At 50.1% G+C, this 13,613-nt stretch carries 15 protein-coding genes and 1 rRNA gene; 1 reads left to right on the top strand and 15 read right to left on the bottom strand.

The features are described 5' to 3' along the window. Window positions 1–337 (bottom strand): 16S ribosomal RNA (locus tag BN6628_RS25430); the annotation flags it as partial. A gap of 338 nt (window positions 338–675) precedes the next feature. Then, entirely contained in the window at window positions 676–1,227 is a 552-nt protein-coding gene (locus tag BN6628_RS25425; protein WP_068621784.1) for a 2TM domain-containing protein, read from the bottom strand. Between the two features lie 92 nt (window positions 1,228–1,319). Between BN6628_RS25425 and BN6628_RS25420 the strand changes: the two genes are divergently transcribed. Then, entirely contained in the window at window positions 1,320–1,937 is a 618-nt protein-coding gene (locus BN6628_RS25420) for a TetR/AcrR family transcriptional regulator (RefSeq protein ID WP_068621781.1), read from the top strand. A 60-nt stretch (window positions 1,938–1,997) separates the two neighbouring features. Here BN6628_RS25420 and lysS read toward each other — a convergent pair whose 3' ends face one another. The 13 genes from lysS to BN6628_RS25355 all read right to left on the bottom strand — a co-directional run bounded on the left by lysS (window position 1,998) and on the right by BN6628_RS25355 (window position 13,613). Next, entirely contained in the window at window positions 1,998–3,509 is a 1,512-nt protein-coding gene (lysS, locus tag BN6628_RS25415) for a lysine--tRNA ligase (RefSeq protein WP_068621779.1), read from the bottom strand. Between the two features lie 95 nt (window positions 3,510–3,604). Further along, window positions 3,605–4,081 carry a transcription elongation factor GreA gene (greA, locus tag BN6628_RS25410; RefSeq protein WP_068621778.1) on the bottom strand — a complete coding sequence of 159 codons (477 nt, stop codon included), beginning with the start codon at window positions 4,079–4,081 and terminating at the stop codon, window positions 3,605–3,607. Window positions 4,082–4,321: 240 nt separating this feature from the next. Continuing rightward, window positions 4,322–5,323: a tRNA dihydrouridine synthase DusB gene (gene dusB, locus BN6628_RS25405; protein WP_068621776.1), complete on the bottom strand. Its 1,002-nt coding sequence runs from the start codon at window positions 5,321–5,323 to the stop codon at window positions 4,322–4,324. Window positions 5,324–5,330: 7 nt separating this feature from the next. Further along, entirely contained in the window at window positions 5,331–5,555 is a 225-nt protein-coding gene (locus tag BN6628_RS25400) for a helix-turn-helix domain-containing protein (RefSeq protein WP_068621774.1), read from the bottom strand. Next, the gene (folK, locus tag BN6628_RS25395; protein WP_068621772.1) at window positions 5,507–6,055 is read right to left on the bottom strand and encodes a 2-amino-4-hydroxy-6-hydroxymethyldihydropteridine diphosphokinase; all 549 of its coding nucleotides are present in this window, start codon (window positions 6,053–6,055) and stop codon (window positions 5,507–5,509) included. Before folK ends, BN6628_RS25400 begins: the two co-directional genes overlap by 49 nt. 9 nt (window positions 6,056–6,064) lie before the next feature. Then, the gene (gene folB / locus BN6628_RS25390) at window positions 6,065–6,427 is read right to left on the bottom strand and encodes a dihydroneopterin aldolase (protein WP_068621770.1); all 363 of its coding nucleotides are present in this window, start codon (window positions 6,425–6,427) and stop codon (window positions 6,065–6,067) included. A gap of 17 nt (window positions 6,428–6,444) precedes the next feature. Further along, window positions 6,445–7,305 carry a dihydropteroate synthase gene (folP, locus tag BN6628_RS25385; protein ID WP_068621767.1) on the bottom strand — a complete coding sequence of 287 codons (861 nt, stop codon included), beginning with the start codon at window positions 7,303–7,305 and terminating at the stop codon, window positions 6,445–6,447. After that, complete coding sequence (pabC, locus tag BN6628_RS25380; RefSeq protein WP_068621765.1) at window positions 7,302–8,189, bottom strand: aminodeoxychorismate lyase; 888 nt, start codon at window positions 8,187–8,189, stop codon at window positions 7,302–7,304. Before pabC ends, folP begins: the two co-directional genes overlap by 4 nt. Further along, window positions 8,186–8,767 (bottom strand): aminodeoxychorismate/anthranilate synthase component II, encoded by a 582-nt coding sequence (gene pabA / locus BN6628_RS25375; protein WP_068621763.1) that lies wholly within the window; start codon window positions 8,765–8,767, stop codon window positions 8,186–8,188. Before pabA ends, pabC begins: the two co-directional genes overlap by 4 nt. Continuing rightward, entirely contained in the window at window positions 8,764–10,383 is a 1,620-nt protein-coding gene (locus BN6628_RS25370; protein ID WP_068621761.1) for an anthranilate synthase component I family protein, read from the bottom strand. Before BN6628_RS25370 ends, pabA begins: the two co-directional genes overlap by 4 nt. 250 nt (window positions 10,384–10,633) lie before the next feature. Next, window positions 10,634–11,572 (bottom strand): cysteine synthase A, encoded by a 939-nt coding sequence (cysK, locus tag BN6628_RS25365; RefSeq protein ID WP_068621759.1) that lies wholly within the window; start codon window positions 11,570–11,572, stop codon window positions 10,634–10,636. 308 nt (window positions 11,573–11,880) lie between these two features. Then, window positions 11,881–12,768: an Hsp33 family molecular chaperone HslO gene (gene hslO / locus BN6628_RS25360; protein WP_068621757.1), complete on the bottom strand. Its 888-nt coding sequence runs from the start codon at window positions 12,766–12,768 to the stop codon at window positions 11,881–11,883. 77 nt (window positions 12,769–12,845) lie between these two features. Beyond that, window positions 12,846–13,613: a type III pantothenate kinase gene (locus BN6628_RS25355; RefSeq protein ID WP_068621755.1), complete on the bottom strand. Its 768-nt coding sequence runs from the start codon at window positions 13,611–13,613 to the stop codon at window positions 12,846–12,848.

Genomic DNA, 13,613 nt, shown 5'->3' with positions numbered 1-13,613 from the left:
TCTCAGTCCCAGTGTGGCCGTTCACCCTCTCAGGTCGGCTACGCATCGTCGCCTTGGTGAGCCGTTACCTCACCAACTAGCTAATGCGCCGCAGGCCCATCCATAAGTGACAGATTGCTCCGTCTTTCCCAAGTCCCTCATGCGAGAAACTTGCGTATCCGGTATTAGCTACCGTTTCCGGTAGTTATCCCAGTCTTACAGGCAGGTTACCTACGTGTTACTCACCCGTCCGCCGCTAACTATCAGGAGAGCAAGCTCTCCATCAAGTCCGCTCGACTTGCATGTATTAGGCACGCCGCCAGCGTTCGTCCTGAGCCAGGATCAAACTCTCCATTAAAGTGTTTGACTTGCTCATTTTGAAACTGACGAGAATTTTACTTCTCATTTGACTAAAGAACCGAAGTTCTTCAATCTTGTAACTCACTCGTTGTTCAGTTTTCAAAGATCAATTTCTCATTTCGTTCTCAGCAGCGTTTCTCGCTGACAACTTTTATAGTATATCATGTCCGGATCAACATTGCAACACTTATTTTTAAATTCTTATTCATGCTGCTTGGCTGCCTCATATCTTTCCGAAGCAGTATGTTGTTTTTCTTAACCGGAATTAGAATATACCATGCCAGCGAGAAATATACAACCCCTTTTTCAGAATACGGGGTTATGCAATAAATTCCTTTAGTCTACAGAATGGCCTTTTTTAACCTCACGCGGCCATAAGGTATAACTAAAGCTGATAAGAAAATCAATGCCCAATACAGTTCCCCATCCCATAATGAATTGTTCGAATACTTTTGTTTTCTCAGGTTCCCCCACCCACAAAATCAATAAAGCAAGTATAGCTGAACCAATAACCCACGCTAACAAATGCCTATACCAGCCTGCTCTCTCCCGCCTTGCATGTTCTGCTCCACCCTTCGGTTTCTTGGCGGGCTTACTTCCTCCAGCAAACTTGTAAGCAAACCGTTCATCCGCCCATTTGATCATTCTGTGCCCAAATGCCACTGTGCTTCCCAAATAGATCGCAGCAACCCCGTGATATGCAGTTGCCTCGGCACCCTGCTTGAGATCCACTGCTGTAGCGATAAGCAGTACAAGATCGACAAGAGGTGTACATAGAAGAAGCAGACCACCCAAAAATTTATTTTTGAGCAAATAACGCGTACAGAGTCCAGCCAATACAAACACCCAAAATGCAATTTCGCAGCCTACAATTAACCAGCCAATCAAGCTAACTCACCTCATTCATTTATTTAGTACAACTGTGCTACAAAGTTTATAACACACTGTATTAAATAAATCAACCATGGTATAATCAACTTATGCCTAAAATTGTAGATCACGAAAAACAGAAACAACTGCTCGCCGAGGCCACGTGGAGAATTATCTGTCGTCATGGCATACAGCAGGCATCCGTTCGTCATATCGCCAAAGAGGCCCACATGTCGGTTGGGTCACTGCGGCATTACTTTGCAAGCCAGTCTGACCTATTTGCCTATTCTATGCAGCTCGTTTCAGAGCGGGTCGAAAAACGAATACAATCGATTTCTTTTAACGGCCCTCCACTAGAGGATATGAAGAAGGTATTATACCAGCTGCTGCCTATAGATGAAGAATCCCGGTCAGAGATGGAGGTATGGATTGCTTTTACAACCAAGGCACTGTCTGATCCTGCTCTTAAAGCTTTAAACAATGCTGTATATGAAAAAATGCGGTTTGGCATTCAGTCTATTGTTGAAGCTCTTATATCTCATAACCTGGCACAGCCGGGTTTGGATCCCGAGCTTGAGACGGCACGTCTTCACGCCCTCATTGACGGACTTGCCATGCATGCGGTCATCAGCCCCGCTACTATGTCATCTGAGCGAATGCAACTGCTGGTATCCCAACATCTTGATGCGCTTTGCAGCCAAACCGGACAAAAAAAGAACAGCTCCTGAGTCTAAGCTCAGAAGCTGTTCTTTTATTCATAACATCTATTCAAGATCAAAAATTTAGTATTATTCGGCTGAACGTGAACGCATATGAGGGAACAACAGGACGTCACGAATGGATGCGGAATCCGTAAGCAGCATAACCAGACGGTCTATACCGATCCCAAGTCCGCCGGTAGGCGGCATTCCGTATTCAAGCGCCCGGATGAAGTCGTCGTCCATCTCGTGAGCCTCATCGTTACCCTGCTCGCGCTCCTTAAGCTGATCCTCAAACCGCTGACGCTGGTCGATTGGATCATTAAGCTCGGTGAAGGCATTGGCATGCTCGCGCGCAACAATGAACAATTCGAAACGATCGGTAAAGCGCGGATCCTGCTCATTCTTCTTCGCAAGCGGAGAGATCTCAACCGGATGGCCTGTAATAAAGGTTGGCTGGATTAGGGTCTCTTCAACAAAATGCTCAAAGAACGCATTCAAGATATGTCCGAATGTCATATGCTTCTCCACAGGAACCTTATGCTCCTGGGCAAGACGGTGAGCTTCTTCATTGGTCATTTGTACACTAAAGTCCACACCTGTGACCTCTTTAACCGCATCGACCATAGATACCCGGCGCCACTGTGGACGAAGATCCACCTCTTGGCCTTGATACTGAATCGTCTGTGTACCCAGCACTTCCTGGGCAATATGAGCAACCATATTCTCGGTAAGCGCCATGATGTCTTTGTAATCCGCATAAGCTTCATACAATTCAATCATGGTAAACTCCGGATTATGTCGTGTGGAAATCCCTTCATTACGATAGACGCGTCCGATTTCATAGACCTTCTCAAGCCCGCCGACAATCAAGCGTTTCAAGTGAAGCTCAATCGCAATCCGCATGTACAGCTCCATATCAAGCGCGTTGTGATGGGTGATGAACGGCCGGGCCGCAGCTCCCCCTGCGATGCTGTGAAGCGTAGGCGTTTCTACTTCGAGATAGCCCAGCGAATCCAGGTACCGGCGCATAGACTGAATAATGCGGGAACGCAGAATGAAAGTCTGTTGGACTTCAGGATTGATGATCAGATCGACATAACGCTGACGGTAACGAAGCTCAACGTCCTTCAAACCGTGATATTTGTCCGGTAGAGGATACAGTGATTTACTGAGGACTTCCAGGTCCTTAACCTTGATTGTAGTCTCTCCGGTCTTGGTCTTGAACACCTCTCCGCTGACTCCCACAATATCCCCCAGATCAAGCAGATCGAAAGCTTCATATTTTGCTTCAGGCACAGTGTCTTTACGGACGTAAATCTGAATCTTGCCGCTCAGGTCTTGGATATGAGCAAAGCTTGCCTTACCCATGCCCCGCTTCGCCATAATGCGGCCGGCAATACGGACTTCCGGCGCCTGCTCTTCCAGTTCTTCCTTGGAGAAGCTGTCGTATTTTTTCAAAATATCCCCTGCGTTATGGGTACGCTCATACTTCTTCCCAAAAGGGTCAATCCCGAGCCCGCGCAGCTCGTCCAATTTGTCGCGGCGAATTTGCAGCAGCTCGCTGACTTCCACTTCCTGATTTGTGTTTTCCTCGCTCATTCGTCGTTCAACTCCCTTACTCACTTTGATACCGCACTTACGGCCAACTCCTACAAATACAGTGAAAGAAGCTTCCTTAAGGAAGCTCCTACCTCTTACTTCTTGATTTCTAAAATTTTATATTGAATGACGCCCGCTGGAACCGTTACGTCAACAACTGTCCCAATCTTCTTGCCAAGAATGGCTCTACCAACCGGACTTTCATTAGAAATCTTATTCTGAAGCGGATCGGACTCGGCTGTACCTACGATGGCATACTCCATCTTGTCGCCGAATTCCAAATCTTCAACGATAACAGTTGAACCAATGCTTACTGTATCCGTATCAATCTCATCATTGTTAATGATGCGGGCATTGCGAAGCATTTTCTCCAACGTTATAATACGGCCTTCGATAAAAGCCTGCTCATTCTTCGCGTCCTCGTACTCCGAGTTCTCGCTGATATCACCATATCCGATGGCTACCTTAATCCGCTCGGCCACTTCACGGCGTTTCACGGATTTGAGGTTCTCCAGTTCTTCTTCCAGTCGTTTCAGACCGTCTTGGGTAAGAATAACTTCTTTATCGCTCATCAACCGATTCTCCTGTCATGGAAATAATTTTCGCAAATTTCACGCATCATTTAGAGAATATCATATGCAATCTCACAGAGATGAGAACATCCCTATGCTGTGGAAGTTATCTCCTGAGGCGAATTTATACTGAGAAATTATAGGGTAAGCACTGCAAAATGTCAATGACATGCAGAGCAAGAAATGTAAACGTTTTAACAGCCCCGCTCTGTCAGATATTAACCTAAGGTTCCGAGCTAACTATGCCGTCACGGCAACGTCAGCCGGCTCATTTTGAAGCCCCGCCACATAGTCCTCCAGAATACGGACCATTTCATCACGCTTCGTCTCTTCCATAATCATGTCCTTCACGCGCGCACCGTCTTCCATGCCTTTCAGATACCAGGCCAGGTGTTTGCGCATTTCTTTCACTGCGACATTCTCGCCTTTAAGCGCGACAAGACGGTCCATATGAAGAATTGCAATCCGGATCTTCTCTTCCGGTGTCGGCTCTGGAGCCAATACCCCGTTCTTCAAATACTCAATGGTCCGGTACAGCATCCATGGGTTACCCAGGGCGCCGCGTCCGATCATCACTCCGTCACAGCCGGTCTCATCAAGCATCCGGCGCGCATCCTCAGGCGTGCTGACGTCCCCATTACCGATAACCGGGATAGACACGGCTTCCTTCGCCTGTTTGATATAGCTCCAATCGGCATGGCCGGTGTACAGCTGCTCACGGGTACGTCCGTGAACACTAATGGCTTTGCCCCCGGCAGCTTCAACCGCTTTGGCGTTATCCACTACAAAGATATGGTCGGAATCCCAACCAATCCGCATTTTTACCGTAACCGGCTTGCTTACGGCATCCACTACAGCCGACACCATTTCATAGATTTTGTTCGGGTCAAGCAGCCAGCGCGCACCTGCATCACACTTGGTCACCTTAGGCACAGGACAGCCCATATTGATATCGATAATGTCTGCGTTGGTCTCTTGATCGACAACCTTGGCCGCTTCCACAAGGGATGACCGGTCCCCACCGAAAATCTGAAGGCTCAGCGGCTTCTCCCGCTCATCCACGAACAGCATCTCCCGGGTCCGCTTGTTCCCGTGAAGGATCGCCTTATCGCTAACCATCTCTGCACATACAAGACCGGTGCCGAACTCCTTCGCAATTAAGCGGAACGCCGGATTGCACACGCCCGCCATCGGAGCAAGAACGACCTGGTTCTTCATTTGTATATCGCCAATCTTAAGCATGTCGGTCTCACTCCTTTGTTATATTTGTATCAACATGTACCAGTTCATGCACCGAAATGCCAAGAACCTGTGCAATCGTCTCAATGACTTTGTCTTCCGCGCGGCGATTCCCCCGCTCAATGGCTCCCAGCACCGCAAGGGAGATGCCGGATTGTTCGGCAAGCTGCTGCTGGGTGTAGCCTTTTAGTTTGCGGAATGCCCGGATGCGCTGGGCCAGCTGCATTCTTTCCACAAGCGGACGCCTTCCTTTCCGCCCCCTGATGTCAATGCGTGTTGAACATACGGATACAGACCCGTAGTCTCGGTCGCTGGCACGATCTCCGCCAGCGGAACGAGCACAAAAGCCCGCTCGTGCATACGTGGATGTGGAAGTGTTAACCGGGGCGTGTCTAGTGTTCTCCCTTCCATCCAGAGCAGGTCCAAATCCACTGTCCGCGGCCCCCAATGAATATGGCGCTCACGCCCGAGATCAAGCTCAATCTGAAGCATCACCGTCAGCAGCCGTTCCGGTTCAAGCGTGGTCTGAAGAGCCAGTGCCATATTAATAAAATTTGGTTGATCCACATAACCGACAGGATCGGTCTCATACAGAGACGAGCAGCGGAGGATCGTAATCTCAGGATGCCGGTTCAGGCGATGGATGGCTTCAAGCAGCGTAGCCTCCCGGTCGCCCAAATTAGCCCCCAAAGCAATATAAGCCTCTGAGTTTTCAGAGGAGGAATGTGAATTCATCGCAAGTTCTCACTTTCTGGACCTTAACAGTTCCACCGTGACACCCTGGAAGTGAATATCAAAAGGGGGATGAGGTTTGGTTACCTTCACGGTTAGTTCATCTATAACAGTATAAGTGTCCAGTATCTCGGATGCAATACACTCGGCAAGGGCCTCAATCAATTTGAAGCTCCGGCCTTCCACGATTTTCTTAACCAGCTCATGCACCTCGGCGTAGTTGACTGTACGGGTCAAATCATCATTCACCCCAGCCTCATGCAAGTCAAGCTTGAGCTCCAGATCGATATAGAAGCGCTGTCCCAGCTTGCGCTCTTCTTCAAATACACCATGATAACCGTAATATTCCATGCGGGTTAGTGTCATTTTATCCATAACTTTCATACACCTCTCTAATTCTGCTCAGTGGGATGATCCTTGCTGTACACCACCGCATCGCACATATCAATTGTTCTTTTTAGCTGGGCCACATCATGCACCCGGATAATCTGGCAGCCTTGAGCAATGCCCAATGCCGCGGTAGCTGCCGTCCCTTCAACCACATCATCCGCCGGAAGTTCCAGCGTGGTACGGATGAACTTCTTGCGTGAAGTAGCCAACAGAACCGGATACCCAAGCTCGGTAAGCCGGTCAAGCGACCGCATGATTCTTAAGTTCTCATCATAATCCTTAGCAAAACCCACTCCTGGGTCGAGGATAATGTTATCTTTGTGAACTCCGGCCCGAAGCGCAATATCAATACTATTCTTAAGATCAGCCACAACATCGTCCATAAAATGCTTGTAATTACGGTCTTTCCGGTTATGCATAAGTATAATCGGGCAGCCGAATTCTGCCGCAACTGCCGCCATATGCGGGTCTTCCTTGGCTCCCCATATATCGTTAATGATGTGTGCACCCGCCAGAAGTGCCTGCCTGGCAACTTCGGCTTTATACGTATCAACGGAAATCACAATCTGTGGTGCAGCTTCATGAATCGCCTTGATGACCGGCAGCACCCGTCTTAATTCTTCATCCAAACCTACAGGCTCATGCCCGGGTCGGGTAGATTCCCCGCCGATATCAATAATATCGGCTCCGTCCGAAGCCATCTGCAGGGCATGCTTCACAGCTGCTTCCGTGCTGATATACTGTCCCCCATCAGAGAACGAATCAGGGGTGACGTTCAGAATCCCCATAATCAGGGTTCTCTCCCCCAAGCTCAGTGTGTTCTCTCCACAGCGGTAGCTGCGCTGATAAACCCGTGGTTTCACCCAAAATCCCTCACTTTCTCCCGGTACGCCTGCAGCAGCAAGGCGGTATGGTTACCGCATTTCCCCGTGCCCACGTTGTGCCGGCGATCTTCCAAATCGTACAGGGCGGTTACAGGCACCAGCTCCTGTATGGAGTTTGTTATAAATACCTCGTCAGCCTGCAGCAGATCCTGCCATGTGTACAGGCCCTCTTCTACAGCAAGCCCTGAGACAGAAGCCAGCTCCAGAACGCACCTTCTTGTAATCCCAGGCAAAATTCCCGTCTTAATAGAAGGGGTATACAGGACATCCTTGCTGATAAAAAAAAGATTGCTCACAATCCCCTCGGCCAAATAGCCTTCAGCTGTCAACAAAAGCCCCTCTGCAGGTTCATCCCCAGGCTTTAACCTGGCGCTGAGCTCCCGCTTGGCCAATATATTATTCATATAATGCACCGACTTTAAACGCACATCGCCTTCAGGTGTGTTGCGCCGGGTAGCCAGCAGCCGGAGTGACCGGCCATCGGTATAAAGAGCAGCGGGAGCAGCTGGAAGGGGCTTAACGTAAACGATCTCCTGAGGTGACAAGTAATCGCTCGACGGAAGTCCCAGTCCATCCTCTCCAGCCGTCACCGTATAGCGGATATACGCCTCGGTCAACCCCGAGGCGGCGAGCAGCTCTGAAAGGTGGCCCCGCAGCTTAAGCGGCTGCGGCTCATAGACGATGCCAAGTGTCCTGCAGCCCTGGTTTAGCCGGTCTAAATGCCAAGAGAGGAAGGCCGGGGTTCCGTTATACGTGCGGAAGGTCTCAAACAGCCCAAGTCCGTACATGAAGCCGTGATCCATTACAGAGATCACGGCTTCATCAGCAGGCACAACCTTCCCATTGACACCGATGTAATTCAAGCCTTCGCTCCTGCCTTGCGGCTGAGAAAGTTGCGCAGGATTTGGTGTCCATGATCGGTAATTATAGATTCAGGATGGAACTGCACCCCTTCAATCTCATACTCTTTGTGGCGCAGACCCATGATCTCCCCTTCCTCGGTCTCCGCAGTAATCTCCAGGCAGTCCGGAAGACTCTCCCGTTCAACAAGCAGCGAGTGATACCGCGTTGCAGTGAATGGGGACGGAAGGCCCTCGAACACTGAGGTGCCGTTATGAAGAATCGGGGATGTCTTGCCATGCATCAACCGTTCGGCTCGGATTACTCTACCTCCGAACGATTGACCAATAGCCTGATGGCCCAGGCATACACCGAAGATAGGGATCACTCCCTTGAGCTTCTCAATAACCTCAAGGCTGATTCCCGCTTCATTCGGCGTGCACGGTCCAGGCGAGATCAGAATATGATCCGGTGCGAGCTGCTTAATGCCTTCAATATCGATCTCATCGTTACGGCGGACGGTAACTTCCTCGCCAAGCTCTCCGAGATATTGGACGAGGTTATACGTGAACGAATCATAATTATCAATAACCAAAATCATGTTAACATCTCCTGTTCCCGGTGCTTATGGGCCTCTTCTTCGCTAAGCTCCATCGCGAGCGCCACAGCCCCTGCTTTGTTCTGACATTCCCTGTATTCACGGTATGGCTCGGAGTCAATCACAATTCCGGCTCCGGTCTGAATATATCCAATCTGATCTTTAACAACCAGCGTACGTATGATAATGTTTAACTCCATATTACCACGGTAGTCAATCCAGCCGATGGACCCGGTGTAAGGCCCGCGCGTAACCGGCTCCAGCTCTTCTATAATTTCCATGGTTCGTACCTTGGGCGCTCCGGTTATGGTGCCCCCGGGGAACTTGGCAGCAATGACATCATAGAGCGTGCGCTCCGGCGCAAGCTGCCCCTTGACCTCAGAGACCAAGTGCATCACATGGGAATAGTATTCCACAGCCAGCAGTTCGCTGACCTGCACCGTGCCATATGCAGCAACCCGGCCCAGATCGTTGCGCTCCAGATCCACCAGCATAATATGCTCCGCTCTTTCCTTCTCACTACCACGGAGCTCTTCAGCCATCTGCAGGTCTTCCGCTTCGGTTCTGCCCCGGCGCCGGGTTCCCGCAATCGGCCGGGCACTCATCTCGCCTGCTTCGAGCTTTACCAGCAGCTCGGGCGAACCGGATACCAACCGGTATTCGGGAAAACGAAGAAGCCCCATATACGGTGACGGGTTCAAGTGGCGCAGCCATTCATAGACCTCCTCTGGTGATGAGGTCAGCTTCCTCTCCTGTCTGAGTGACAGGTTAACCTGGAAGACATCGCCCGCAGCGATGTACTCCTTAATCCGAACTACGGCCTGCTCGAAATCTTTTTGCGCAAAAGAAGATCTTAGGCCACTCACCGGCCAATGCCCTTCGCGCCGGGCTGTTTCAATCCGGACTCTGCGGAGCTCGGCCATATCAGCCTGGACTCCCGCTTCTGCGGCATCGGTAATCTCTCCCCACAAATGGCTCATCGCCGCCCCTCTCTGCCAAGCTTGCTCATACAAGGCGGCTAGGACAGCCGGCTCGGCCTTGGGCATTGCTGTTCCGTTCAGTTCCAGTGCCTGCATATAATCAAATAATGCCTTATCTACCCCGGCATGAATGACGGCATAAACCGCCTGATCCTGCTGATCAATGATCCACAGTTCTTCCATCCGCATCCAAACGTAGTCGTCCAGCTTCAAATCGTCCTCCGCCTTCTTAGGCAGCTCCTCCAGGGAACGGGCGACGTCATAACCGAGAAAGCCCACGCAACCCCCGCTAAACTTGGGCAGTTCCGGAACACCAGGAGCACGAAATGGACTCATCCATCTCCGGATCAATTCAAGCGGCGGCCCGCTCATAGAAACGCGCTTCCCGGAGCTAAGATCCTGAACCTCCGCCCTGTCCCCCTTACCTCGGATCACCGAGACTGGTTCAAGCCCAAGGAACGTGTACCTTCCGTCCTTTCCACTCTCCAATACGAAGGAATAGGGGGAGGCATGCTCCCATGCCTTCATCCAAGATGAGGGGAGCTTGCCGTTATCCGCAATCCGCACGGCAAAAGGCAGCAGATTATATCCGGCAGAAGCCCACCCCTGCCACTGCTCCATTGTTGTTAAAACGTTCATCCCTATCCCCCTTTGCCTAAGAAGCCTGTCTATTGTCTGCTAGTATACTAAAGGATCCGCCGGGATGAAAGCCCCAATCTTTGTTTTCTCCTGGTCATTTCATCCAGTCTTCCGGCATCCGTCTTGCAACGCCATACTGCGCGCTGGGAGCCTCACACGATGCGAAAAATATACAAAGCAGCCCCTGTAACTCCGTCGCCGGAAATTACAGGGGCTGCTATAGTTAATTCTAAAAACCACTCAAGGTAAATTAACCTTCAAAGTTGTACAGCGGCGTACTCAAATAACGTTCGCCATTACTTGGAATGACCACCACTACACGCTTGCCTTTACCCAGCTCTTTAGCTACCTTTAGTGCCGCAAACACAGCAGCCCCTGAGGAAATACCTGAGAGAATACCCTCTTCTTTGGCGACTTTGCGCGCTTGATCGAATGCTTCCTCATTCTCAACATGAATGATTTCATCATAGATTTCACGGTTTAAAATTTCTGGAATGAAGTTGGCGCCCAGACCCTGAATTTTGTGAGGTCCTGGCTTGCCGCCCGCCAGAATTGGAGATGCCGCAGGCTCAACCGCTACAATCTTGATGTCAGGGAAACGGTTCTTCAACACTTCACCCGCACCGGAAATCGTTCCGCCTGTACCAATACCCGCCACAAAAGCGTCAAGCTTGCCGTCCAGCGATTCAATCGCTTCGACGATTTCTGGCCCTGTTGTCTCACGGTGAATCTTCACGTTAGCCTTATTCTTGAACTGGTCAGCAAGGAAGTAATCCGGATTAGCAGCAAGAATCTCTTCCGCTTTCTTGACGGCCCCGTTCATTCCCTCTGCCCCAGGTGTCAGGACAAGTTCAGCTCCATATGCACGGAGCAAATTACGGCGCTCAATACTCATCGTTTCAGGCATAACGATTACCGCCTTATATCCTTTGGCTGCCGCAACAAGCGCCAGACCGATACCTGTGTTGCCGCTGGTTGCTTCAATAATTGTGCCGCCCGGCTTAAGGAGCCCTTGCTTCTCAGCTTCTTCCACAATGCTGATGGCAATCCGGTCTTTCACGCTAGAGCCCGGGTTCTGATACTCAAGCTTGGCATAGATTTCCGCACTGTCTTCCGGTACGATACGCTGCAAACGAACCAGCGGTGTTCCACCAATCAGTTCTGTGACATTATTTACGACTTTAGCCATAATAAAACCCTCCCTTGGATAAGTGCAATCCTATCTCTATATGGACGGAACCAACTTTCATTCAATCCATCTAGCTCATGAAAAGAAATAAAAAAAGCGTTTCTGTATATATCCTATGATGTAAGCTAACGATTCTATTTCGGTAAACTGACTTTAATTGAATATCCGAGTAAATAAGTAGGCTTTTACCTGATATTATCTTATCAATATGCACCAGAGGTTGTCAATAATAGAACGAAAAAATACTTTGCCCTCCAGACCACAGTCCGAAAATGCAGAAATTTTCTGCAAGCAAAGTATTTTACGTCTTATTTGCTCTTGGCTTGCTCCAACAGCTCTTTCAACTCGGCTCGGGTAAATACATACGGTTCTCTGCAGAAGTCACAAACCACTTCCGTTGTTTCCTCTTCTTCGATCAATTGCTCCAGTTCGCTTTCACCAAGACTGATAAGCGTCTTCTCCACGCGCTCACGGGAGCAGGTGCAGGCAAATTTGATCTCCATTTCATCCAGAACGCGCACATCCGGAACAATCCGCTTCAGCATCTCCTCGAGACTGAGCCCTTGATCCAGCATGGAAGTTACCGATGGCAGTTGTCCAACCGCCTGCTCAATTGCGGAAATCTCCGCATCACTGAGACCTGGAAGCAGCTGAATAATAAATCCTCCAGCCACATTTACGGAAGAATCCGCATCTACCAATACACCGAGTCCCACGGCTGATGGGGTCTGCTCGGATACTGCAAAATAATAAGTGAAATCCTCACCAAGCTCCCCCGATACGATCGGTACACTGCCTCGGTATGGCTCTTTAAGGCCAAGGTCCTTAATCACATGGATAAAGCCACCTGTCCCAACTGCTCCGGCCACATCCAGCTTACCCAGGCTGTTGCTTGGCAGATGGACATGCGGGTTATGAACATATCCCCGCACTTCTCCTCTGGCATTTGCAACCGCCACAATCTGGCCGATGGGGCCATCACCCCTGACCTGAATGGTCAACTGCTCCTTGCCCTTCATCATAGAACCCATCATGGCCGCCGCGGTAAGCGTCCGTCCCATGGCGGCTGTTGCCGTTGGATAAGTATCATGTCTGCGGCGCAGCTCCTCTACGAGCTGGGTTGTCCTAACCGCAAAGGCACGAACTTTGCCGTCCATAGCTGTTCCTCTTATTAAACGATCTTTCTCTTCGCTCATATCAGGTTGCACCTCCTTGGTTTTTGTACGAATCTGCTGTCTGTCGCCAGTGCATCCTGTTTAGATGCTAATTCAATCTACCCTGCATTGCGTTCATAAATCAACCTCAGCCCTTCAAGGGTTAGCAGGGGATTTACCTCTTCAATACTAGTGGTCTCGCTGGCAATCAATTCTGCCAATCCGCCTGTCGCTACAACCTTAGGTTTCGCGTTCATTTCAGCACGGATACGTCCTACAATTCCATCCACTTGACCGGCATATCCAAAAATAATCCCAGCCTGCATAGCATGGATCGTATTGCGCCCAATCACCTTCTTCGGCTTCTCCAGCTCAATTCGCGGCAGCTTGGAAGCCCTCTGGTACAGCGCCTCCGTGGAAATTCCGATGCCCGGCACGATAGCGCCGCCCAGGTAGTTGCCCTGCCCATCTATGCAGTCAAACGTGGTCGCCGTCCCAAAATCAACCACAACCAGTGGTCCGCCATACAGCTCAACAGCGGCAACCGCATTGACAATCCGGTCGGCCCCAACCTCACGCGGGTTCTCATAGCGCAGATTAAGCCCAGTTTTAATCCCTGGCCCCACAATAAGCGGCGCCTTTTTCAAGTACATCTGGCACATCTGTTCAAGGACATGCATCAAAGGAGGAACCACTGATGAGATGATAACTCCTTCTATATCCCGTACATCAATATGGGACATTTGAAACAAATTATGAATCATGACTCCGTATTCGTCACCCGTCGACTGCCGATTAGTTCCAAGACGGAAATGGTGCAGCAGCTGACGGTTCTTATAAATACCGAGCACAATATTTGTATTGCCAACGTCAACGACTAGGATCAT

The organism is Paenibacillus tuaregi, assembly GCF_900086655.1.
GTDB classification, from domain to species: domain Bacteria; phylum Bacillota; class Bacilli; order Paenibacillales; family Paenibacillaceae; genus Fontibacillus; species Fontibacillus tuaregi.
This window is presented reverse-complemented; position numbering and strand designations above follow the sequence as displayed.